Consider the following 23,420-nt stretch of genomic DNA (forward strand, 5'->3'; position numbering starts at 1 on the left):
GAATTCTTCAGCCGTCGCCGGTGCCCTGCCTTTCCTTTTCGACCAGAGCGTAGGTCTGTGTCGCGATCTCCATTTCCTCGTCGGTCGGCACCACGGCCACCGCCACCCGGGCGGACGAGGGCGAGATCAGCCGCGCCCCCTCGCCGCGCGCGGCGTTCAGCGCGCCGTCGACGGCCAGGCCCAGGTGCTCCAGGCCCGCCACGGCGGCTTCCCGCACCGGTGCGGCGTTCTCGCCGACCCCGGCCGTGAAGGCGACCGCGTCCACCCGCCCGAGAACGGCGTAATAGGCGCCGATGTACTTCTTCAGACGGTGAATGTAGATGTCGAAGGCCAGCCGCGCCCGCTCGTCGCCCGCGTCGATCCGGCGGCGGATCTCCCTCATGTCGTTGTCCCCGCACAGGCCGATCAGACCGCTCCTCTTGTTGAGAAGAGTGTCGATCTCGTCGGCGGACATTCCGCCGACGCGCATCAAATGGAAGATGACGGCCGGGTCCATGTCTCCTGAGCGCGTACCCATCACGAGCCCCTCCAAAGGCGTCAGCCCCATGGAGGTGTCCACGCAGCGCCCGCCCCGCACCGCCGAGGCGGACGCCCCGTTGCCCAGGTGCAGCACGATGACGTTCACGTCCTCGGGAGCCCTGCCCAGCAGCTCGGCCGTCCGCCGGGAGACGTAGGCGTGCGACGTTCCGTGGAAGCCGTAGCGCCGGACGCGGTGCGCGTCGGCGGTCTCCACGTCGATCGCGTACCGGGCGGCGGACTCCGGCATCGTCGTGTGGAAGGCGGTGTCGAAGACGGCCACCTGCGGCAGGTCCGGGCGCAGCGCCTGCGCGGTGCGGATGCCGGTGAGGTTGGCCGGGTTGTGCAGCGGGGCGACCGGGATGAGGCGCTCGATCTCCGCGAGCACCGCGTCGTCGATCACGGTCGGCTCGGTGAAGCGCAGCCCGCCGTGCACCACCCGGTGCCCGATCGCCGCCAGCTCGGGGGAGTCCAGGCCGAGGCCGTCCTTGGCCAGCTCGGCCGCCATGGCCTTCAGCGCGGCGTCGTGGTCGGCCACGGGCTCCTCCCACTCGCGGCTCTCCCCGCCCGCCGGCGTGTGCCGCAGCCGGGAGGTCTCCTCGCCGATCCGCTCGACGAGGCCCACCGCGAGCCGGCCGCCGTCGCGCATGTCGAGGAGCTGGTACTTCACCGACGAGGAGCCGGAGTTGAGGACGAGGATGCGGGAAGCGCTCACCGGTCGGACGCCTTCTCGGTCGTGGACTGCTGGTCGGGGGACTGCTGGGCCTGGATCGCCGTGATGGCGACCGTGTTGACGATGTCCTGCACGAGCGCGCCCCGGGACAGGTCGTTGACCGGCTTGCGCAGACCCTGGAGCACCGGGCCGACGGCGATGGCGCCGGCCGAACGCTGCACGGCCTTGTACGTGTTGTTGCCGGTGTTCAGGTCCGGGAAGATCAGCACGCTCGCCTGCCCGGCGACCTCGGAGCCGGGCAGCTTGGTCGCGGCGACCGACGGCTCGACGGCCGCGTCGTACTGGATCGGCCCCTCGATCCTGAGGTCGGGGCGGCGCGAGCGGACGAGCGCGGTCGCCTCGCGCACCTTGTCGACGTCCGCGCCGGAGCCGGAGGTGCCGGTCGAGTACGAGAGCATCGCGATGCGCGGTTCGACCCCGAACCGCGCCGCCGTGGACGCCGACTGGGTGGCGATGTCCGCGAGCTGCTCGGCGTCCGGGTCGGGGTTGACCGCGCAGTCGCCGTAGACCAGGACCTTGTCGGCCAGGCACATGAAGAACACCGACGACACGATGGAGGCGTCCGGCTTGGTCTTGATGATCTCGAAGGCCGGGCGGATGGTCGCCGCCGTCGAGTGCACCGACCCCGACACCATGCCGTCGGCCAGCCCCTCCTGCACCATCAGCGTGCCGAAGTAGTTCACGTCGGAGACGACGTCGTACGCCAGCTCCACGGTGACGCCCCTGTGGGCGCGCAGGGCGGCGTACTTCTCGGCGAAGGAGTCGCGCAGTTCGGAGACCGCCGGGTCGACGATCCGAGCGTCGCCGAGGTCGATGCCGAGGTCGGCGGCCTTCTTGCGGATCTGTTCGACGGGGCCGAGCAGCGTCAGCTCGCACACGCCCCGGCGCAGCAGCACCTCCGCCGCGTGCAGCACCCGGTCCTCGGTGCCCTCCGGCAGCACGACCCGGCGCAGGTCGGAGCGGGCCTGCTCCAGCAGCTTGTGCTCGAACATCATCGGGGTGACCCGGTCGCTGCTCGGCGCGGAGACCCGCTTGCTGAGGTCCGCGGTGTCGACGTACCGCTCGAACAGGCCGAGGGCGGTCTCCGCCTTGCGGGGGGTGGCCGCGTTCAGCTTGCCCTCCAGGGAGAAGAGCTGCTCGGCGGTCGGGAAGCTGTTGCCGGGCACCGAGAGCACCGGCGTGCCCGGGGCGAGCCGGTCGGCGAGGGTGAGGATGTCCGGGCCCGGCACCTCGTCCAGGGTCAGCAGCACGCCCGCCACCGGCGGTGTGCCGGCGCTGTGCGCGGCGAGCGTGCCGATCACCAGGTCGCCGCGGTCCCCCGGGGTGACGACCAGGCAGCCCGGGGTCAGCGCGGCCAGCAGGTTGGGCAGCATGGCCCCGCCGAAGACGAAGTCCATCGCGTCGCGGGCGAGTCCGGAGTCGTCGCCGAGGACCACCCGGGCACCGAGGGCGTGCGCGATCTGGGAGACGGTCGGCGCCGACAGCGCGGGCTCGTCGGGCACCACCCAGCACGGCACCGGCAGCCGGTTCGCGAGCAGTCCGGCGATCTCGTCCCGGTCCTCCCGGGCGACCCGGTTGGACACCACGGCGAGGACGTCGCAGCCCAGGGTGTCGTAGGCGCGGTACGCGTTGACGGTCTCGGCGAGCACCGACTCCGCCTGCTGCCTGCGGCCGCCCACGACCGGGATCACCGAGGCGCCGAACTCGTTGGCGAGGCGCGCGTTCAGGGACAGTTCGTCCGGGAACTGGGTGTCGGCGAAGTCGGTGCCGAGGACGAGGACGACGTCGTAGTCGCGGGCGACCAGGTGGAACCGGTCGACCAGCACGGACACCAGCTCGTCCGTGCCCTGCTCGGCCTGGAGCGCGGACGCCGCGTGGTAGTCCAGGCCGTAGACGGTGGCGGGGTCCTGCGAGAGCCGGTAGCGGGCGCGCAGCAGCTCGAAGAGCCGGTCGGGCCCGTCGTGGACCAGGGGGCGGAAGACGCCCACCCGGTCGACCTGCCGGGTCAGCAGCTCCATGACCCCCAGTTCGACGACCTGGCGGCCGTCGCCGCGGTCGATTCCGGTCACGTACACGCTGCGCGTCACGCGTGCTCTCCGTTCGTCCGGGGACGGTTGCCCGGCGGCGGCCGACCCGTGCACAGGGATCACCCACCGGGGTGATCAGAACCCCCTCGACCGTACCTCTCCCGGTCGGCGGGGCGCCCGTCAGTGCGAGTGCCCTCCGGGCCCGGGCACCTGCCGCACGGGAAGCGCGTCCGGGTGGGCGACGTGAAACAATCGGACCTGGCTCACCGGTGTCAACAGCGAGCAGGAGACACAGCACGATGCGTATCGGAGTTCTCACCGCAGGCGGCGACTGCCCCGGCCTGAACGCAGTGATCCGGTCGGTCGTGCACCGCGCGGTCGACAACTACGGCGACGAGGTCATCGGCTTCGAGGACGGCTACGCCGGCCTGCTGGACGGCCGCTACCGCTCCCTCGACCTGAACGCGGTCAGCGGCATCCTGGCCCGCGGCGGCACCATCCTCGGCTCCTCCCGGCTGGAGCGCGACCGGCTCCGCGAGGCCTGCGAGAACGCGGGCGACATGATCCAGAGCTTCGGCATCGACGCGCTCATCCCGATCGGCGGCGAGGGCACCCTGACGGCGGCCCGGATGCTGTCCGACGCGGGCCTGCCGGTGGTCGGCGTGCCCAAGACGATCGACAACGACATCTCCTCCACCGACCGCACCTTCGGCTTCGACACGGCGGTCGGCGTGGCCACGGAGGCGATGGACCGCCTGAAGACCACCGCCGAGTCCCACCAGCGCGTGATGGTCGTCGAGGTCATGGGCCGGCACGCCGGCTGGATCGCCCTCGAGTCCGGCATGGCCGCCGGTGCCCACGGCATCTGCCTGCCCGAGCGCCCGTTCGACCCCGCCGACCTGGTCAAGATGGTCGAGGAGCGCTTCTCCCGCGGCAAGAAGTTCGCCGTCGTCTGCGTCGCCGAGGGCGCGCACCCCGTCGAGGGCTCCATGGACTACGGCAAGGGCGAGATCGACAAGTTCGGCCACGAGCGCTTCCAGGGCATCGGCACGGCCCTGGCGTACGAGCTGGAGCGCAGGCTCGGCAAGGAGGCCAAGCCGGTCATCCTCGGCCACGTGCAGCGCGGCGGCACGCCCACCGCGTACGACAGGGTGCTCGCCACCCGGTTCGGCTGGCACGCGGTCGAGGCCGCGCACCGGGGCGAGTTCGGCCGGATGACCGCGCTGCGCGGCACCGACGTCGTCATGGTGCCGCTGGCGGAGGCCGTGACCGAGCTGAAGACGGTCCCGAAGGACCGGATGGACGAGGCCGAGTCGGTCTTCTGAGCCGGAGCCGTCCGCGCGGCGCGCCGCGCTCACTCGGTGCGGGTGCGCACCGCCGTCCAGAAGTGCTCCACGATCCGGTCGAGGAAGTCACGTCCCGCCGTGCTCGAGTCCGCGCTGCCGCCGCCCCAGCTCAGGGTGGCGGCCATGTGCCCCTGGTAGTCCTGGTGCATCGCCTGCAGGACGTTCTCCAGCACCCGCCGGTCCAGCGGGGCGATCTTGGCGACCGGGCGGACATAGCCCTGCCAGCGGGTGCTCACGGCGCTGCGCAGCAGGTCGGCGAGCTGCTCGTCGCGGCCCGTGACGGCGACGAAGTCGGGCAGGTCGAGGCCGAGCACGTCGGCGAGCGCGGCCGACTGACGGTCCGTGCCGCGCCAGCCGTCCTTCTCCTCCATCCGCAGATAGGCCGGCAGCGCGATCCCGACGGCACGCGCCACGTCCTCGGGCGCCAGGCCGCGGGCGATGCGGTGCTCGCGCAGCGTCTGCGGGCGGCCGATCAGCTCACCGGGCGAGCACCACAGCACCCCGGCGAGGGCCGTGAGTTCGGGGTTGCCGGGCGCGGCGAGCCCCCGCTCCCACGCGACGACGAGGTCCGGGGTGACGTGGGGCAGCCCGTACGACACCCGCATCCCGTGGGCGACGTGCTCGGGGCCCATGCCGAGGGCGGCCCGCAGCCGCCGGGCGGCGAGGGCGTTGAACGGGGGACCGGGCTGGTTCGGGTGAGGTGAGGGTCGGCGCACGGGGCACACCGTAGGGGTACCGCGGGGCCCTGACTACGGGCTGTTCGGCCAGCGATACGGATTGTACGAACCTACGGTGCCCGGGCACCGTCCTCCCAAACCTCCGTGGTCGCATCGCACGCCTCCTCACCCCTTGACCGCCCCGCCGAGCGCGAAGCCGCCGCCGAGCCGCCGGGAGATCAGCACGTACAGCAGGATCACCGGCGTCGAGTAGACGATCGAGAACGCCGCGAGCTGTCCGTACGCCACCATGCCCCGGTTGCCGAAGAAGTCGTTGATGCTCACCGAGGCGGGCATCCGGTCCGGGGAGAGCAGCAGCATGAAGGGGACGAAGAAGTTCCCCCACATCATCACGAACGAGAACACCGTCACCACCGCCACCCCCGGTCCCATCAGCGGCAGCACGATCCGCAGCAGCGACTGGAACGAGGACGCCCCGTCCGTCCACGCCGCCTCCTCCAGCTCCTTCGGCACCCCGTCCATGAAGTTCTTCATCAGCCAGATGGCGAAGGGGAGCTGGGAGGCGGCGAAGAAGAACACCGTGCCCTCCAGCGAGTCGATCAGGTTCACCCGCACGAACAGGGCGTAGACCGGCACCATGATCGCCGTGATCGGCAGGCTGGTCGCGAACAGGACGGTCAGCAGGAACGGCCGGTTCAGCCGCGACCGGAAGCGGGAGAGCGGATACGCCGCGAGTACCGCGCACACCACCGTCAGGGCGGTCGCGCCGCCGCACAGCACCAGGCTGTTCAGCAGCGGGGTGAACGTGATGTCGTCGGTGAGGATCGCGTCGAAGTTGTCCCACGTGACCCCGTCGGGAACCTTCACCCGCAGGCCCGCGTGCGGGTCCACCGCGGAGAGCACCACCCAGGCCAGCGGCAGCACGAACGCGGCGGCGGCCGTCAGCAGCCCGGCGTCGGCGGCCAGCCGTCGCCTGGTGCGGCGGGAGGCGGGCGTGCGTGTCGTCACGGCCATGGCGCTCAGACCTCCGTCCGCAGCAGGCGCAGGTACACGACCGAGAACAGCGAGCCGATCAGCAACAGCAGCAGCGCCACCGCCGTTCCGTAGCCGATCAGGCTGTTCTGGAAGGCCTGCTCGTACATGAACAGCGGCAGCGTCTGGCTCCTGCCGCTCGGGCCGCCCCGCGTCATCACCCAGATCAGGCCGAACACCGAGAGCGTCTGGAGGGTGTTGAGCATCAGATTGGTGCCGATGGAACGGCGGATCATCGGCAGCGTGATGTGCCACATGCGGCGCCAGCCGTTCGCGCCGTCGACCTCGGCGGCCTCGGTGATCTCCTTCGGGATCTCGGCCAGGGCCGCGGAGTACACCAGCATCGAGAACGCCGTGCCCCGCCACACGTTGGCGAAGGACACCGCCAGGATCGGCAGCGTGAACAGCCAGTTCTGGGACGGCAGGTGCAGCCAGTCCAGGACGGCGTTGAGGGTGCCCTCGCGGCGGAAGAAGGCGTACAGCAGGAACCCCGCCACCACCTCCGGCAGCACCCACGCCGTGACGACGATGCCGCCGGTGAGCGTGCGCACCGGCTTGGAGGCCCGCCGCATCAGCGAGGCCAGCGCGAGCCCCAGGGTGTTCTGCCCGATCAGCGACGACAGCACCGTGAACACCAGCGTCAGCCACACGGCGTTGAGGAACGCGTCGTCCCCGAAGGCCCGCCGGAAGTTGTCGAACCCGACGAACGACTCCTCGGCCTGACCGGTCAACTGGAGGTCGGTGAAGGCGATGACGACGCAGTAGGCGATCGGTCCGGCGAGGAAGAGCAGCAGCAGCACGACGGCGGGCGCCAGGGGCAGCAGACGTCCCGGCCGCCGGCGCGCGGAGCCGGAGCGCCGCCGGGCCGGGCCCGCGCCGGTCCGGCCCGGCGGCACCTTGCGGACCTCCGGTCCCGTGTGCGGCGGCGTGGCCGCGGTCACTCGCCGATCACCTGGCCGTCGGTGGCCTCCTTCAGCGCCTCGTCGTAACCGCGCGCCGCCTCCTCGACGGACATGTCCCCGGTCGTCACGCCCTCCATGGCCTCCTGGATGGCGACGGAGACCTTCGGGTACGCCGGGTAGGCGGGCCGGTAGTGGGTGTGGGCGACCAGACCGGTGAAGAAGGCCAGCCCGGGCTGCGCCCGCACGTAGGCGGGATCGGCCGCGACGTCCTCGCGCACGGCGATGCCGGAGTTGGCGACGTACCACTTCTGGGCGTTCGCCTTGGTCTGCATCGTCTTGATGAACTCGAAGGCCAGGTCCGGGTTGGCCGCCTTGGCGGGGATCGCCCAGGTCCAGCCGCCGGACATGCTCACCTTGCCGGGCGCCTGGCCGTGCTGGGTCGGCATGGCCGCGAGCCCCAGCTCCTTCGACCACTCGGGCCACTCGTGCCCGCTGCCCTCCAGCCAGTCCTGCGGCAGCCAGGAGCCGTCCAGCGCGATGCCGAGCCTGCCCCGCGGCAGGAGCTCACCGCGGACGGCGGTGGCGAAGTTGGGGTCGAGGGCGTCGGACACCTCCGGGCCGAGCTTCTCCCGGTAGACCGTCTCGACGAAGCCGAGGGCGTCCTCGAAGCCCTTCCCCGCGGTGATCCACTTCTTGCTCGCCTTGTCGTACAACGGGTCCGCGGTGCCGTCGCCCGTGCCGTACAGCAGCATCTGGAAGCCCTGCATGGTGGCGGCCTCGCCGGCCGGCTTGCCCGTGTACACGTTGAGCGGCGTGACGCCGGGGACCTTCTCCTTGATGGTGCGGGCCGCGGACAGCACGTCGTCCCAGGTCCTCGGCTGCCAGTCGGCGGGCAGTCCGGCCCTGGCGAAGACGTCCTTGCTGAACCACAGTCCGCGGGTGTCGGTGCCGTCCGGGACGCCGTACGTCCTGCCGTCCTCCCCCTTGGCCGCCGCCTTCGCGGTGTCGATGAAGTTCTCCCAGTCCCGCCATTTCGCGAGATACGGGTCGAGGGGCTTCAGATATCCGCTGGCGATGTCGGAGTTGATGAGGAAGGTGTCCTCGTAGACCAGGTCCGGCGCGGTCTTGGGGGAGCGCAGCATCTGCTGGAGCTTGGTGTAGTACTCCGAGTCCGGCGCCTTGATCGGGACCAGCTCGACCTTCTTGCCCGGATGGGCCTTCTCGAACTCCTTCTTGATGCCGTCGAGATAGGTGTCCATGACCTTGACGGAGTTGTCCGTCGACTGCTTGAAGGAGACCTTCACCGTGTCCGGGTCGCTGCCGGATCCGCCCGAACAGGCGGTGAGCGCGGTGGAGACGAGCGCGGTCAGGGTGACGAGAGAGGCTAACCGGACGAATGGACGCACGGGCAACGACCTCCTACGGGCGCACGACGCTGTGGCCGGGACGGCTGCTCGGCGAACGTAAGAGGGGCGGTCCTGTCAGGTCAATGAGTGTGCCGTGGATTGCCTGTGTTCATCCGCGGCGTTCGGTGGCGCTGAGCCAGCGGTAGACGAGCTCCGGCCGCCCCACCTGTCCGTAGAGAGGACTGCGCCGTGCCCGGCCCGCGTCGACCAGGTGCTCCAGGTAGCGGCGGGCCGTGATCCGCGAGATGCCCACGGCCTCGGCGACCCCGGCCGCGGTGAGACCGTCCCGCGCCTCCCGCAGCGCGCCCGTCACCCGGTCCAGCGTGGGCGCGCTCAGGCCCTTGGGCAGCGCGGCGGGGCCGGGCGCCCGCAGGGCGGCCAGCGCCCGGTCGACCTCCTCCTGGCCGCTCGCCTCCCCGGCGGCGCCCCGGAACTCGGCGTACCGCACCAGCCGGTCCCGCAGCGTGGCGAAGGTGAACGGCTTCAGCACGTACTGGACGACGCCCAGCGACACCCCCTCCCGCACGACCGCCAGGTCCCGGGCCGACGTCACCGCTATCACGTCGGCGTGATGCCCGGCGGCACGCAGCGAGCGCGCGAGCTGGAGCCCGTGCACGTCCGGCAGGTGCAGGTCGAGCAGCAGCAGGTCGACGGGCGTACGGTCCAGCACGCGCCGCGCCTCGGCGCCGGTGTGCGCCTTCCCCACGGCCGTGAACCCCGGCACCCGGCCGACGTACAGCACGTGCGCGTCGGCGGCGACGGGGTCGTCCTCGACGACGAGGACCCGGATGGGCTGCGTCCCGGTCATGCGCCGGCTCCGGGGGCGGGGGCGGCCGGTGCGCCGGTGCGGGAGTGCGGGCCGGGGACGTCGGGCCCGCCCGCGGGGCCGAGGGGGAGGCGGACCTCGAAGCGGGCGCCGCCGCCCTCGGCGTCCGTCACCGCCAGGGTGCCGCCGTGCCGGTGCACCGCCTGCCGCACCAACGCCAGGCCGAGGCCCCGGCCGCCCGGTCCGGCGGCCGGCTTCGTCGTGAACCCCCGCTGGAAGAGCCGGCCGGCCTGGGCGGGGTCCACGCCCGCGCCGGTGTCCGACACCCGCATCACCAGCTCCGAGCCGGGCCCGGCCGCGTCGGTGTGCGCCGCCACCGTCACCCGGGACGGCACCGAGCCCTGCGCCGCGTCCACCGCGTTGTCGATCAGGTTGCCGAGGATGGTCACCAGGTCCCGCGCGGGCAGGGACGCCGGCAGCAGCCCGTCGTCCAGCCGGCTGTCCTGCGAGACCACCAGCTCCACCCCCCGCTCGTTCGCCTGCGCCGTCTTGCCCAGCAGCAGCGCGGCCAGCACCGGCTCGCTCACCGCCGCCACCACCTGGTCGGTGAGCGCCTGGGCCAGCTCCAGCTCGGCCGTGGCGAAGTCCACCGCCTCCTCGGCGCGCCCCAGCTCGATCAGCGAGACGACCGTGTGCAACCGGTTGGCGGCCTCGTGCGCCTGCGACCGCAGCGCCTGGGTGAAGCCCCGCTCGGAGTCCAGCTCGCCCATCAGCGACTGGAGCTCGGTCACGTCCCGCAGGGTCACCACCGTGCCCCGGCGCTGACCGCCCGAGACCGGCGAGGTGTTCACCACCAGCACCCGCTCCGCCGTCAGGTGCACCTCGTCCACCCGCGGCTCGGACGCCAGCAGCGCCCCCGTGAGCTGCGCCGGCAGCCCCAGGTCCGCGACCGAGGTGCCGACCACGTCACCGGCCACGCCGAGCAGCTCCCGTCCGCCGTCGTTGATCAGCGCGACACGGTACTGCCAGTCCAGCATCAGCAGCCCCTCCCGTACCGCGTGCAGCGCCGCCTGATGGTAGTCGTGCATCCGGCTCAGCTCGTCCGCGTTCATGCCGTGCGTGTGCCGGCGCAGCCGCGCGTTGATCACGTACGTGCCGACCGCGCCGAGCAGCAGGGCCCCGGCCGCCACCGCGAGCAGGGCCGTGAGCTGGTCCTGCACCCGCTTGCTGATCTCCTCGACCTTGATGCCGGCGCTGACCAGGCCCACGACGCGTCCGCCGTCCCGCACGGGGGCGACCGCCCGGACCGACGGGCCGAGGGTGCCCGTGTAGGTCTCCGTGAAGGTCTCGCCCCGCTGGGCGCGCTCGATGTGGCCGCGGAAGGGGTGGCCGATCTGTTGCGGGTCGGGGTGGGTCCAGCGGATGCCCCGCGGATCCATGATCGTCACGAAGGCGACGTCGGTGTCCCGCATGACCCGCACCGCGTACGGCTGGAGCCGCGCCGTCGGGTCGGGAGTGCGGACGGCCTCCAGCACGGAGGGCGAGTCGGCTATCGACACCGCCACCGACCTGGCCTGACGCCCTGCCGCCTCCTGGGCCTGCCCCCGGTCGCCGAGGTAGGTGAACAGCGCGTAGCCGGCGACGACGACCGCTATCAGCACGGCCTGCATCGCGAAGAGCTGGCCGGCCAGGCTGCGGGGACGGGGGACGCTCAGACGCATGCCGCCAGTCTCTCGCGTGGCTGATTGTGAACTAAATGAACGCAAGGGTGACCGCGCTCACAGGAAGGGAGATAGTCGCCGCATCCCCAACCGAACCGCCCGGACGTGAGCCGCACGCCGGTGATGCCGACGACGTCGTCAAGGAGGGCCGCGCCGTGACCAGCACAGCCGCTACGGCACCTGCCGCACCCAGAGCCAAGCGGGACCGCACGCACTATCTCTACATCGCGGTGATCGTCGCGGTGGCCCTCGGCATCACCGTCGGGCTGGTCGCCCCCGACTTCGCGGTGGAGCTGAAGCCGATCGGCACGGGCTTCGTCAACCTGATCAAGATGATGATCTCGCCGATCATCTTCTGCACGATCGTGCTGGGCATCGGCTCCGTGCGCAAGGCCGCCAAGGTCGGCGCGGTCGGCGGCATCGCCATGGTCTACTTCCTGATCATGTCGCTGGTGGCGCTCGCCATCGGCCTGGTCGTCGGCAACATCCTGGAGCCGGGCACCGGACTGGCGATCACCGACGCGGTCAAGGAGACCGGCCACGCGCAGATCGACTCGGAGGCGAAGGACACCACCGAGTTCCTGCTCGGGATCATCCCGACCACGATCGTGTCCGCCTTCACCCAGGGCGAGGTCCTCCAGACGCTGCTGATCGCGCTGCTGTGCGGCTTCGCGCTCCAGGCCATGGGCAACGCCGGACAGCCGGTCCTGCGGGGCATCGAGCACATCCAGCGCCTGGTCTTCCGGGTCCTGGCGATGATCATGTGGGCCGCCCCGGTCGGCGCGTTCGGCGCCATGGCCGCGGTCACCGGCTCCGCCGGCCTGGACGCCCTCAAGAGCCTCGCCGTCCTGATGCTCGGCTTCTACATCACCTGTGTGCTCTTCGTCTTCCTGGTCCTCGGCGCGCTGCTGCGGATCGTCGCCGGCCTGAACATCTGGGCGCTGTTCCGGTACCTGGGCCGGGAGTTCCTGCTGATCCTGTCCACCTCCTCCTCCGAGTCGGCGCTTCCGCGGCTGATCGCCAAGATGGAGCACCTGGGCGTCAGCAAGCCCGTGGTCGGCATCACCGTCCCCACCGGCTACTCCTTCAACCTCGACGGCACCATGATCTACATGACCATGGCCTCGCTGTTCATCGCCGACGCCATGGGCACGCCGATGTCCGTCGGCGAGCAGATCCCGCTGCTGCTCTTCCTGCTGGTCGCCTCCAAGGGCGCCGCCGGTGTCACCGGCGCGGGCCTCGCGACCCTGGCCGGCGGCCTCCAGTCGCACAAGCCCGCCCTGGTGGACGGCATCGGCCTCATCGTCGGCATCGACCGCTTCATGAGCGAGGCCCGCGCGCTGACCAACTTCGCGGGCAACGCGGTCGCCACGGTGCTGGTCGGCACCTGGACCAAGGAGATCGACAAGGAGCGGGTCGGCCAGGTGCTCGCTGGGGCGCTGCCCTTCGACGAGAAGACGCTGCTGGACGACCACAGCACCGGCGGGGAGGACGAGGCCGCCGCCGGACTGCCGGAGCAGGGCGGCGAGAAGGAGCTGGCCAAGGCCTGAGTCGCCGGCGCCCGCCACCGCACTCCGGGCGGTCAGGTCACCACTCCCCCCGTGGACCTGGCCGCCCGGTCCTTTCCGTGTGCGGTGCCGGACGGCGGACCGGCGGCCGGCCGGACGGGACACCGCGTCCGGCCGGCGTGCTTGCCCTGACGCCCGCGTCAAGGCTTACGTTCGTCCGCATGCGAATCGGCGAGCTGGCCGCACGCGCCGGGACCACGACGCGGACGCTGCGGTACTACGAGACGCGGGGCCTGCTGCCCGCACGGCGGGACGCCCACGGGCACCGGACCTACGACGAGCACGACGTCAAGCTGCTGGAGCAGATCAGGACGCTGCGCGACTTCGGGTTCGACCTGGAGGAGACCCGCCCCTTCGTGGAGTGTCTGCGGGCCGGTCACCCGGAGGGCGACACGTGCCCGGCGTCTCTCGCGGTCTACCGCCGCAAGCTCGCGGAGCTGGACGCGCTGATCGACGAGCTGCGGGACGTGCGCTCGACGGTGGCGGCCCAGCTCGCGCGGGCCGAGCGGGCCACCGCCGAGCTGGCCGCCGAGTCGCTGGTTCCGGGGGGTCCGGAGCCCGGGTGCGAACTGGGAGGGCGAGGACTGTGAGCAGAGCGGACGGTGTGGCCGAGGTGACCGACGCGAGTTTCGCGCGGGAGGTCATCGGGGCACGGATGCCGGTGCTGGTGGAGTTCACCGCGGACTGGTGCCCGCCGTGCCGGCAGATGGCCCCGGTGCTCAGCGCCCTGGCCGCGGAGGAGGGGGACCGGCTGAGGGTGGTGCAGCTCGACGTCGACACGAATCCGGAGACCACCAACGCCTACAAGGTGCTGTCGATGCCGACCTTCATGGTGTTCCGTGACGGCGAGCCGGTGAAGGCGATGGTGGGCGCGCGGCCCAAGCGGCGGCTGCTGGAAGAGCTGTCGGACGTCCTCTGACACCCGCCGGACACGGAAAAATCCCCCGAGCAATTGCGCTCGGGGGATTTCTTTGCGTATATTCGATGATTCGTGACTTCAGGAAAAAGGTGTCACGAAGAAGTTCATTACGCACAGTATATGCGGGCGGGAGTGGCATTGTCAAACACCGAATTTCCGGACGATGAATTGCGGCGGGAACAGGAATTCATCGACGGGCTGTACGCGCGTGTGGACGCGCTGCGCGGCGACACCGAGGTCTCGGTCACGGACGCGCTCGCGCAGGGCAACACCCCCATGCAGGCCAGGCTGGAGCGGGACATCCTCGTCGCCGAGCGATCCGGACTGCTCGCCGCGCTCAACGCGGTGGACGGCTCCCTGTGCTTCGGCCGCATCGACCTCGCCTCCGGGGAGGGCCACCACATCGGCCGCATCGGCCTGCGCGCCGACGACGCCGAGCGCACCCCGGTCCTGATCGACTGGCGGGCCGACGTCGCCCGCCCCTTCTACCTGGCCACCGGCCACACCCCGATGGGCCTGCGCCGCCGCCGGCACATCACCAGCGAGGGCCGCCGGGTGACCGCCCTGCACGACGAGATCCTCGACCTCGGCGACGAGCGGCGCACCGGCCACGAGGACCCCTCGGGCGACGCCGTGCTGCTCGCCGCGCTGAACTCCGCGCGCACCGGCCGCATGGGCGACATCGTGCAGACCATCCAGGCCGACCAGGACCGCATCATCCGCGCCCCGCACCGCGGCGTGCTGGTCGTCGAGGGCGGCCCCGGCACCGGCAAGACCGCCGTCGCCCTGCACCGCGCCGCCTACCTGCTGTACGAGCACCGCGAACTGCTCGCCAAGCGCGCCGTCCTCATCGTCGGCCCCAACCCCGCCTTCCTCGGCTACATCGGCGAGGTGCTGCCCTCCCTCGGCGAGACCGGCGTGCTCCTCGCCACGGTCGGCGAGCTGTTCCCCGGTGTGAAGGCCACCGCCGCGGACACCCCCGAGGCGGCCGCCGTGAAGGGCCGGGCCGACATGGCCGACGTCCTCGCCGAGGTGGTCCGCGACCGGCAGGCGCTGCCCGACCCGGTCATCGCCATCGAGCACGACCGCGAGGTCCTGATGCTCGACGACGGCCTGGTGAACGTCGCCCGGGAGCGCACCCGCGCCGCGAAGCTGCCGCACAACGTGGCCCGCGAGCACTTCGAGGGCCACATCCTCAACGCCCTCACCGACATGGTCGCCGAACGCATCGGCACCGACCCCTACGACGGCAGCAACCTCCTCGACCCCAGCGACATCACCCAGATCCGCGACGAACTCGCCGAGAATCCCGAGGTCTGGTCGGCGATCGACCGGCTCTGGCCCCGGCTGACCCCGCAGCGCCTCGTCGCCGACTTCCTCGCCGCGCCGGAGGACCACCTCACCGCCGAGGACGCCGCCGCCGTGCGCCGCCCGGTCACCCGGCACTGGACCGTCGCGGACGTGCCCCTGCTGGACGAGGCCGCCGAACTGCTCGGCGTGGACGACCGGATCGCCCGCTCCCGCGCCGAACGCGAGCGCCAGGAGCAGATCGCGTACGCGCAGGGCGTACTGGACGTGTCGTACGCCTCGCGGACGTACGAGTTCGAGGACAAGGACGAGGAGGAGGCCGAGGTCCTGCTGGCGCACGACATCATCGACGCCGAGCGCTTCGCGCAGCGCCAGGAGGAGGACGACCACCGCAGCGCCGCCGAGCGTGCCGCGGCCGACCGCACCTGGGCCTTCGGGCACATCATCGTCGACGAGGCGCAGGAGCTGTCCCCGATGGCGTGGCGGCTGCTGATGCGCCGCTGCCCGACCCGCTCGATGACCCTGGTCGGCGACCCCGCGCAGACCGCTGAGGCGGCCGGCGTCGGCTCCTGGTCCAAGATCCTCACCCCCTATGTCGAGGACCGCTGGGAGCACACCCGGCTCGGCGTCAACTACCGCACGCCGGCCGAGATCATGGAGCTGGCGGCGGCCGTGGTGCGGGCCGAGGACCCGGAGTTCGACCCGCCCAGCTCGGTGCGCTCGACGGGCGTACGGCCCTGGATCCGCGCCACCGGCGACCTGCCGGCCGCGGTCGCCGAGGCCGCCCGGGAACTGACCCCGAAGGAGGGCCGCCTCGCGGTCATCGCCCCGCGCGAACTGCACCGGGCGCTCGCGGCGCGCCTGGACGGCGTGACGGCGGGCTCCGAACCGGACCTGACGCGGTCCGTCGTCCTGCTCGACCCCCGCCAGTCCAAGGGCCTCGAATTCGACTCCGTGCTGGTCGTCGAGCCCGGCCGCTACGGCACCAGCGACCTGTACGTGGCACTGACCCGCGCCACCCAGCGCCTCGGCGTCCTGCACACCGGGGAACTGCCCGGGGGGCTGGCCGAGGCGGCCGGGTGACCCACGCCCCGCGGCGGCCGGCCGGACCCCGGGCCGGCCGCGACGGGGCGACCGTCAGGGGCGTTCGCTCCAGCGGCGCAGGCGCCGGCCGTCGGGATCGCAGGTGAGCCAGGTGCCGTCACCGAGCGGGCGCACCGAGGCGCCGACGGGGCCCGCGGGATACCCGACCTGACCGCGGACCTCCAGCGTGCGGGCGTGCAGCAGCCAGTGCCGCACCCCCTCGCCGTCGGCGTCGGCCGTCGAGGCGATGACCGTGTCGGCGTCGACGAAGCCGCAGGTCCAGTCCCAGCAGGGCGGGTCCTCCTCCTCGCCGGCCGCCTCGGGCTCCCGCTCGGCCAGCACCGCGCCGTCCAGGGCGTGCAGACGCAGGTCCGCGCCGTAGTGCTCGACCGTGAGGAACCCCGGATGGGCCGGATGGACGTCCACCAGGATGCGGTCCATCGTCTCGTTCAGGTCCCAGCCGGTCAGGCGCTCGCCGTCCCAGCGCGCCCAGTGCAGCAGGACACCGTCCTGGCCCATGCCGATGCACAGACCCATGTGGACGCCGTCCGGGTGCGAGAGGAGGCGGGATCCGGCGGCCGCGCTGTCCGGCAGCGGCAGCGCGGCCAGCTCCCGGCCGTCCCGGGCGTCGAGCACGACCCAGCGCTCCTCCCAGGCGTCCTCCCCGGGCTCGACGACGACATGCGCCCAGACCAGCCGGCCGTCGTCCGAGACCCGGCAGGAGCCGTGCTCCAGACCGCGGCACACCTCCTGTTCGTCTCCCGAGTGCGGATGGCCGGTCTCCGGCCCCCAGCAGCCGTGCCGGTACTCCCACAGCGTCTCGCCGCCCGCGCCCACGGCCCGCACCGCGCGCTGACCCGAGAACACCGCGAAGGTCCCGTCGGGACTCACCGAGTGCACCCCGTGCTCCCAGCCCGGCCAGGGCAGCGGGAAGACGGCCAGGGGCGCGCGCTCCCCCGCGAGCACCTCGGCCAGGTCGTGGACCTCCAGCTCGTGGCCGTTGCGGAGCAGGACGCGATGCGAGCCGTCGCCGCGGCTCTCCCCGGCGGAGCCGTCGACGAGGGCGCGTGCGCCCGGCAGTTCGACACGGGCGCGCAGGTGTGCGGTGATCGACATGGGCCGAAGGTAGCGCCCGTCACCGACAACGGGCCCGCCCCGCCCGGCGCCCGCCGCTCAGGCGGGCCGCAGCCACACCGTGGCCAGCGGGGGCAGGGTGAGCCGGATGCTCGCGGGGCGGCCGTGGCAGCCGTGCGGCTCCGGCTTCACCGGGCCGGGACCGGTGACTCCGCCGCCGCCGTAGCGGGTGGCGTCGGTGTTGAGGACCTCGTGCCAGGCGGGGACGTCGTCCGGGACGCCGAGGCGGTAGCCGGGGCGCACCACCGGCGCGAAGTTCGACACCGAGAGCAGCGGGGCGCCGTCCGCGTCGTAGCGCAGGAACGCGAGGACGTCGTCCTCGGCCGCGTCCCCCACGACCCAGGCGAAACCGGCGGGGTGGGTGTCCCGCTGCCACAGCGCCGGGGTGTCCCGGTACACGGTGTTCAGATCGCGCACCAGGTCCAGCACGCCCCGGTGGTCGGCCGCCGCCCCGTACTGCGGATCGAGCAGCCACCAGTCGGGGCCGCGCTCCTCGGACCACTCGGCGCCCTGCGCGAACTCCTGTCCCATGAACAGCAGTTGCTTGCCGGGGTGGGCCCACATGAAGCCCAGGTACGCCCGTTCGTTCGCGCGCTGCTGCCACCAGTCGCCCGGCATCTTGGACACCAGCGACTTCTTGCCGTGCACCACCTCGTCGTGGGAGATCGGCAGCACGTAGTTCTCGCTGTAGGCGTACACCATCGAGAAGGTCATCTCGTGGTGGTGGTACTTGCGGTGCACCGGGTCGTGGCTCATGTACCCCAGCGAGTCGTGCATCCAGCCCATGTTCCACTTCAGCCCGAAACCGAGCCCGCCGAAGCCGCTCGGCCCCTTGTGGTGGGTGGCCCGCGTGACCCCGTCCCAGGCCGTGGACTCCTCGGCGACGGTCACCACGCCCGGCACCCGCCGGTACACGGTGGCGTTCATCTCCTGGAGGAACGCCACCGCGTCCAGGTTCTCCCGGCCGCCGTGCTCGTTCGGCGTCCACCGGCCCGGCTCGCGCGAGTAGTCCAGGTACAGCATCGAGGCGACCGCGTCGACGCGCAGCCCGTCGATGTGGAACTCCTCGCACCAGTACACCGCGTTGGCGACCAGGAAGTTGCGCACCTCCCGGCGTCCGAAGTCGAACTCGAGCGTGCCCCAGTCCGGGTGCGCGGCCCTGAGCGGATCGGAGTGCTCGTACAGCGGGCGCCCGTCGAACTCGGCCAGCGCCCAGTCGTCGCGCGGGAAGTGCGCTGGCACCCAGTCCATCAGGACGCCGATCCCGGCCTGGTGCAGCCGGTCCACCAGGTACTTGAAGTCGTCCGGCTCGCCGAGCCGGGCCGTGGGCGCGTAGAAGCCGGTGACCTGGTAGCCCCAGGAGCCGCCGAAGGGGTGCTCGGCGACCGGCATCAGCTCGACGTGCGTGAATCCGAGGTCCTTGACATAGGCCGGGAGCTGATCGGCGAGCTGACGGTAGGTCAGTCCCGGCCGCCAGGACGGCAGGTGCACCTCGTACACCGACAGGGGAGCCTCGTGCGCGGGCACGTCGGCGCGTCGGGCCAGCCACTCGTCGTCGCCCCAGGTGTAGTCCGAGGCGTGCACGACGGAGGAGGTCGCCGGCGGGACCTCCGTGCGGCGGGCCAGCGGGTCGGCGCGGAAGGTGCGCGAGCCGTCGGGCCGGGTGATCTCGAACTTGTACAGCTCGCCCGCGCCGATGCCGGGCAGGAACACCTCCCACACACCGGTGGCGCCGAGCGAGCGCATCGGGTGTCCGGCGCCGTCCCAGAAGTTGAATCCGCCGGCCACCCGGACGCCGCGCGCGTTCGGCGCCCACACGGCGAAGCGGGTGCCGGGCACCCCCTGGTGGGTCGTCGGGTGCGCGCCGAGCGCCTGCCAGAGCTGTTCGTGCCGGCCCTCGCCGATCAGGTGCAGGTCCAGGTCGCCGAGCGTGGGCAGGAAGCGGTACGGGTCCTCGGTCTCCAGGGACGTCCCCCCGTAGGCCACGAGCAGCCGGTAGGCGGGGACCTCGGCGAGGGGCAGCAGGCCCGAGAAGAAGCCGTCGCCGTCGTGGCGCAGCTCGGCCCGCAGCTCACCGGCGAGTACGGTCACGGCCAGCGCGTGCGGACGGAACACCCGGACGGCGATCCCGCCGGGCACCGGGTGCGCGCCGAGCACGGAGTGCGGGTCGTGGTGCGTGCCGGCCAGCAGCCGCTCCCGGTCCTCGAAGCCGAGCCCGGCCGCCACGGGCGCCTCCCGGAGGGCGGTGCCCTGCTCCGTCGCGGTCGTCCCCGCCGGGGACTTCCCCGCGGGCGCCTTCGCGGCCACCGCCTTCGCCGCGCCCGCGCTCTTCTTCGCGGGCGCCTTCTTCGCGGTGGCCGTCTTCGCCGCGGCCTTCCCGCCCCCGGCCGTCTTTGCCGCGGTCCCGTCGGCCGCGGTCTTCTTCGCGGGCGCCTTCTTCGCCACGGGTTTCCTCGCCGCCGCCTTCTTCCTGGCGGCATTCCCGGACACCGTTGTCCCGGTGCCGGCGGACTCAGGGGCCGCCTCGTTCACCGCTTTCCTCGGGGCGCTCTCCTCCTCGGCCGTCTTCTTCGGATCCGGACCGCTGGACGGGGGGCGGGGGGTCACGGGAGGAGCCTCCTAGGCGAAGTGGGATCGGGAAGCGTCGGGAGCGGCCAGGCGCCGCACGGCGGACAGCGGTACGGGGAGCCAGTCGGGGCGGTGCCGGGCCTCGTAGACGGCCTCGTAGACGGCCTTGTCCGTCTCGTAGGCCCGCAGCAGCACCGGATCCGTGCGCGGATCGGCACCGGCGACCTCCGCGTACCCGGTGCAGTACGCGGCCCGGCAGGTCTCGGCCCAGCCCGGCGCCGGGGCGGTCGCCGAGTGCTCGGCGTAGTCGAAGGAGCGCAGCATCCCCGCGATGTCCCGCACCGCCGGCTGCGGCATCCGCCGCTCGGCCAGGGGTTTCGAGGGCTCCCCCTCGAAGTCGATCAGCGACCACTGCCCCGAGGGCGAGCGCAGGCACTGCCCGAGGTGCAGGTCGCCGTGGACGCGCTGGGCGGTCCAGGTGCGGCCCTCGTCGGCCAGGTCGGCCAGAGCCGTGAAGGCCGTGCGCAGCCCGGGCGCGTACGGCAGCAGGGCCGGCACCGCGTGCACCGCCTCCTCCAGCCGCGCGGTCATGCCGTCGATCAGCGGACGCATCCGGCTGTGACCCAGCGTGACCGTGGGCAGGGCGCGGGCCAGCGCGGTGTGCACCTCGGCCGTGGCCCGGCCGAGCGCCCGCGCCTCGGCGGCGAAGTCCTCGCCCTTGGCCAGTTCGCGCAGCGCCAGCTCCCACCCGTCGGCCGCGCCCTGCACGAAGGGCTGGAGCACGCCCAGCACCCAGCTCTGCCCGGCGAGGTCCGCCACCATCCACCCGGCCGGCGCCGGGACCCGGGGGCAGCCCTCGCGGGCCAGCGCCAACGGCAGTTCCAGATCGGGGTTGACCCCGGGCACGATCCGGCGCAGCACCTTCAGGATGAACGTATCTCCGAAGACGACCGACGAGTTCGACTGCTCGGCGGTCATCAGGCGCGGCACGAGCCCGGTGCGGATCTCCTGGCGCGGGTCGTGCTCGAAGCGGAGCCCGCCGACGCGGGCCCGGGAGCGCAGCGCCTCCAGGAGCACCTCGGCGGGCCGGGTGTCGTACAGGGCGTCGTAGACGGCGCGTCCGGCGAGCGGGCCCTCGGTGACGTGTCCGATCAGCGCGGGCGCCAGCCGGGGCGGCAGCGCCTCGCGCACGCCTATCAGGAGCTGGTAGCAGTCGCCGGGCCGCTCGGGGGAGCGCAGGGCGTGCACGAGCGGCTGATGGGCGCGCACCAGCAGGTGGTGGAGGCCGAGACGGGCATCGGCCGGCAGCAGCTCGGTGGCCGCGACCAGCGAGAACCCGGTGACCGGACGCCCCTTGCCCGCGAACCAGCGCTGCCGCGGCAGCCACTCCCGCAGCAGCGGGTCGAGGGAGGCGAGGAGACCGGGCGGGCTGGGGACGGTGCGTATGACGGCTTCCGACATGGCGTCGCGTCCTTTCCCCGGGTCGTCGGGGTGTTACTGATGCGTGCCCCGGGCGGGACGGTGGAAACCGCCCCGCCCGGGGCCTGGGCCTAAGCGGCGTCCTCGCGGAGCCGGAACCAGTAGAAGCCGTGCCCCGCCAGCGTGAGCAGGTACGGCAGCTCCCCGACCGCCGGGAAGCGGACCCCGCCGAACAGCTCGACCGGGTGGCGCCCCGCGAACTCGCGCAGGTCCAGCTCGGTGGGCTGGGCGAAGCGGGAGAAGTTGTGGACGCACAGCACCAGGTCGTCCTCGTACTCCCGCAGGAAGGCCAGCACGGCGGGGTTGGTGGAGGGCAGTTCGGTGTACGAGCCCAGGCCGAACGCCACGTTCTGCTTGCGGATCTCGATCATGCGGCGGGTCCAGTGCAGCAGCGAGGACGGCGAGGCCATGGACGCCTCGACGTTCGTCACCTGGTAGCCGTAGACCGGGTCCATGATGGTCGGCAGATACAGTCGGCCCGGGTCCGACGACGAGAAGCCGGCGTTGCGGTCCGGGGTCCACTGCATCGGCGTGCGCACCGCGTCGCGGTCGCCGAGCCAGATGTTGTCGCCCATGCCGATCTCGTCGCCGTAGTAGAGGATCGGCGAGCCGGGCAGGGACAGCAGCAGGGCGGTGAACAGCTCGATCTGGTTGCGGTCGTTGTCGAGGAGCGGGGCCAGGCGCCGCCGGATGCCGATGTTGGCGCGCATCCGCGGGTCCTTCGCGTACTCGGCCCACATGTAGTCGCGTTCCTCGTCGGTGACCATCTCCAGGGTCAGCTCGTCGTGGTTGCGCAGGAAGATGCCCCACTGGCAGCCCGACGGGATCGCCGGGGTCTTGGCGAGGATCTCCGAGACCGGGTAGCGCGACTCCCTGCGGACCGCCATGAAGATGCGCGGCATCACCGGGAAGTGGAACGCCATGTGGCACTCGTCGCCGCCGCTCGGGTAGTCGCCGAAGTAGTCGACGACGTCCTCCGGCCACTGGTTGGCCTCGGCCAGCAGCACCGTGTCCGGGTACTGCGCGTCGATCTCCTTGCGCACCCGCTTCAGGAAGGCGTGCGTGGCGGGCAGGTTCTCGCAGTTGGTGCCCTCCTGCTGGTACAGGTACGGCACCGCGTCCAGCCGGAACCCGTCGATCCCGAGGTCCAGCCAGAACTTCAGCGCGGCCAGCATCTCCTCCTGCACGGCCGGGTTCTCGTAGTTGAGGTCCGGCTGGTGGGAGAAGAAGCGGTGCCAGTAGTACTGCTTGCGGACCGGGTCGTACGTCCAGTTCGACGCCTCCGTGTCCACGAAGATGATCCGCGCGTCCTGGAACTGCTTGTCGTCGTCCGCCCAGACGTAGTAGTCCCCGTAGGGCCCGTCGGGGTTCTTGCGGGACTCCTGGAACCACGGGTGCTGGTCGCTGGTGTGGTTCATGACGAAGTCGATGATCACGCGCATGCCGCGTTGGTGGGCGGAGTCCACGAACTCGACGAAGTCGGCCAGGTCGCCGAACTCGGGGAGCACGGCGGTGTAGTCGGAGACGTCGTAACCGCCGTCCTTGAGCGGTGACTTGAAGAAGGGCGGCAGCCAGAGGCAGTCGACGCCCAGCCATTGCAGGTAGTCCAGTTTGGCGGTGAGGCCCTTGAGGTCACCGACGCCGTCGCCGTTGCTGTCCTGGAAGGAGCGGACGAGGACCTCGTAGAAGACGGCTCGTTTGAACCAGTCCGGGTCGCGGTCCTTGGCCGGGGTGTCCTCGAAGGTGTCCGGTACGGGCTCGTTGACGATCATGTGGTGGGGGACCCTCCGATCTGCGGGGTGGACGGTCGCAGAACCGTGCAGACGTGCGCGGGCGTACGGCCCGGCTCCAGGCGCACATAGTTGGCCCTGCCCCAGTGATAGGTCTCGCCGGTGAGCTCGTCGCGCACCGGCACCGACTCGTGCCATTCCAGGCCGAGTTGCGGCATGTCCAACGAGACCGTGGCCTCCTGGGTGTGGTGGGGGTCGAGGTTGGCGACCACCAGAACCGTGTTCGATCCGTGCCGCTTCGAGTACACGATCACCTCGTCCTTGTCGGCGTGGTGGAAGTGCAGACCGCGGAGCCGGCGCAGGGCCGGGCTCTTCCGCCGGACGGTGTTGAGGGTGGTGATGAGGGGGGCGATGGTGCGGCCCTCGCGTTCGGCGGCGGCCCAGTCGCGGGGTTTGAGCTGGTACTTCTCGCTGTCGAGGTATTCCTCGGAGCCTTCGCGCAGGG

The 23,420-nt window shown here is 72.0% G+C and carries 18 protein-coding genes; 5 read left to right on the forward strand and 13 right to left on the reverse strand.

Annotated elements, in window-relative coordinates; all coding sequences use genetic code 11:
- Nucleotides 1–7 precede the first annotated feature (7 nt).
- Together ACH499_RS27890 and pta are read right to left on the reverse strand one after the other, a co-directional pair.
- The gene (locus ACH499_RS27890; RefSeq protein ID WP_356201583.1) at nucleotides 8–1,231 is read right to left on the reverse strand and encodes an acetate kinase; all 1,224 of its coding nucleotides are present in this window, start codon (nucleotides 1,229–1,231) and stop codon (nucleotides 8–10) included.
- On the reverse strand, nucleotides 1,228–3,336 hold the full coding sequence (gene pta / locus ACH499_RS27895) for a phosphate acetyltransferase (protein ID WP_356201581.1): 2,109 nt from the start codon (nucleotides 3,334–3,336) through the stop codon (nucleotides 1,228–1,230). Before pta ends, ACH499_RS27890 begins: the two co-directional genes overlap by 4 nt.
- A 239-nt stretch (nucleotides 3,337–3,575) precedes the next feature.
- Here pta and ACH499_RS27900 point away from each other — a divergent pair, with 239 nt between their 5' ends.
- Nucleotides 3,576–4,601 carry an ATP-dependent 6-phosphofructokinase gene (locus ACH499_RS27900; RefSeq protein WP_356201580.1) on the forward strand — a complete coding sequence of 342 codons (1,026 nt, stop codon included), beginning with the start codon at nucleotides 3,576–3,578 and terminating at the stop codon, nucleotides 4,599–4,601.
- Nucleotides 4,602–4,630: 29 nt separating this feature from the next.
- Here ACH499_RS27900 and ACH499_RS27905 read toward each other — a convergent pair whose 3' ends face one another.
- The 6 genes from ACH499_RS27905 to ACH499_RS27930 all read right to left on the reverse strand — a co-directional run bounded on the left by ACH499_RS27905 (nucleotide 4,631) and on the right by ACH499_RS27930 (nucleotide 11,126).
- Nucleotides 4,631–5,338, reverse strand: a complete 708-nt coding sequence (locus tag ACH499_RS27905; RefSeq protein WP_399019125.1) for a helix-turn-helix domain-containing protein — start codon at nucleotides 5,336–5,338, stop codon at nucleotides 4,631–4,633.
- A gap of 126 nt (nucleotides 5,339–5,464) precedes the next feature.
- Nucleotides 5,465–6,313, reverse strand: a complete 849-nt coding sequence (locus tag ACH499_RS27910) for a carbohydrate ABC transporter permease (protein WP_399019127.1) — start codon at nucleotides 6,311–6,313, stop codon at nucleotides 5,465–5,467.
- 5 nt (nucleotides 6,314–6,318) lie between these two features.
- Nucleotides 6,319–7,272 (reverse strand): sugar ABC transporter permease, encoded by a 954-nt coding sequence (locus ACH499_RS27915; RefSeq protein ID WP_356201574.1) that lies wholly within the window; start codon nucleotides 7,270–7,272, stop codon nucleotides 6,319–6,321.
- The gene (locus ACH499_RS27920) at nucleotides 7,269–8,639 is read right to left on the reverse strand and encodes an extracellular solute-binding protein (protein WP_399019130.1); all 1,371 of its coding nucleotides are present in this window, start codon (nucleotides 8,637–8,639) and stop codon (nucleotides 7,269–7,271) included. The genes ACH499_RS27915 and ACH499_RS27920 overlap by 4 nt, the downstream gene beginning before the upstream one ends.
- A 109-nt stretch (nucleotides 8,640–8,748) precedes the next feature.
- Entirely contained in the window at nucleotides 8,749–9,447 is a 699-nt protein-coding gene (locus tag ACH499_RS27925) for a response regulator (RefSeq protein ID WP_399019132.1), read from the reverse strand.
- Entirely contained in the window at nucleotides 9,444–11,126 is a 1,683-nt protein-coding gene (locus tag ACH499_RS27930; protein ID WP_356201569.1) for a sensor histidine kinase, read from the reverse strand. Before ACH499_RS27930 ends, ACH499_RS27925 begins: the two co-directional genes overlap by 4 nt.
- Before the next feature lie 155 nt (nucleotides 11,127–11,281).
- Between ACH499_RS27930 and ACH499_RS27935 the strand changes: the two genes are divergently transcribed.
- The 4 genes from ACH499_RS27935 (at nucleotide 11,282) to ACH499_RS27950 (ending at nucleotide 16,004) form a co-directional block, all read left to right on the forward strand.
- A complete protein-coding gene (locus ACH499_RS27935; protein WP_399019134.1) occupies nucleotides 11,282–12,676 on the forward strand; it encodes a cation:dicarboxylate symporter family transporter in 1,395 nt (464 codons plus the stop codon).
- Between the two features lie 179 nt (nucleotides 12,677–12,855).
- Nucleotides 12,856–13,284 (forward strand): MerR family transcriptional regulator, encoded by a 429-nt coding sequence (locus ACH499_RS27940; protein ID WP_365594457.1) that lies wholly within the window; start codon nucleotides 12,856–12,858, stop codon nucleotides 13,282–13,284.
- 14 nt (nucleotides 13,285–13,298) lie between these two features.
- A complete protein-coding gene (locus ACH499_RS27945) occupies nucleotides 13,299–13,613 on the forward strand; it encodes a thioredoxin domain-containing protein (protein WP_356201851.1) in 315 nt (104 codons plus the stop codon).
- 120 nt (nucleotides 13,614–13,733) lie between these two features.
- The gene (locus tag ACH499_RS27950) at nucleotides 13,734–16,004 is read left to right on the forward strand and encodes a HelD family protein (protein WP_399019136.1); all 2,271 of its coding nucleotides are present in this window, start codon (nucleotides 13,734–13,736) and stop codon (nucleotides 16,002–16,004) included.
- A gap of 54 nt (nucleotides 16,005–16,058) precedes the next feature.
- On the opposite strand, the gene ACH499_RS27955 is transcribed toward ACH499_RS27950, so the two are convergent.
- From ACH499_RS27955 to ACH499_RS27975, 5 genes are all read right to left on the reverse strand, one after another.
- The gene (locus tag ACH499_RS27955) at nucleotides 16,059–17,120 is read right to left on the reverse strand and encodes a hypothetical protein (protein ID WP_399019138.1); all 1,062 of its coding nucleotides are present in this window, start codon (nucleotides 17,118–17,120) and stop codon (nucleotides 16,059–16,061) included.
- 57 nt (nucleotides 17,121–17,177) lie between these two features.
- Nucleotides 17,178–19,745, reverse strand: coding sequence for a 1,4-alpha-glucan branching enzyme (glgB, locus tag ACH499_RS27960; RefSeq protein WP_399019140.1), 2,568 nt, complete (start codon nucleotides 19,743–19,745; stop codon nucleotides 17,178–17,180).
- A 12-nt stretch (nucleotides 19,746–19,757) separates the two neighbouring features.
- On the reverse strand, nucleotides 19,758–21,167 hold the full coding sequence (locus tag ACH499_RS27965; protein WP_356201557.1) for a phosphotransferase: 1,410 nt from the start codon (nucleotides 21,165–21,167) through the stop codon (nucleotides 19,758–19,760).
- 89 nt (nucleotides 21,168–21,256) lie between these two features.
- Nucleotides 21,257–22,957 carry a maltose alpha-D-glucosyltransferase gene (gene treS / locus ACH499_RS27970; protein ID WP_356201556.1) on the reverse strand — a complete coding sequence of 567 codons (1,701 nt, stop codon included), beginning with the start codon at nucleotides 22,955–22,957 and terminating at the stop codon, nucleotides 21,257–21,259.
- Nucleotides 22,954–23,420, reverse strand: a 467-nt coding sequence (locus tag ACH499_RS27975; RefSeq protein WP_399019143.1) for a DUF3459 domain-containing protein, incomplete at its 5' end; no start/stop codon positions are given. The genes treS and ACH499_RS27975, both read right to left, overlap by 4 nt.

Source organism: Streptomyces sp. NPDC018947 (assembly GCF_044390505.1).
GTDB lineage: Bacteria > Actinomycetota > Actinomycetes > Streptomycetales > Streptomycetaceae > Streptomyces.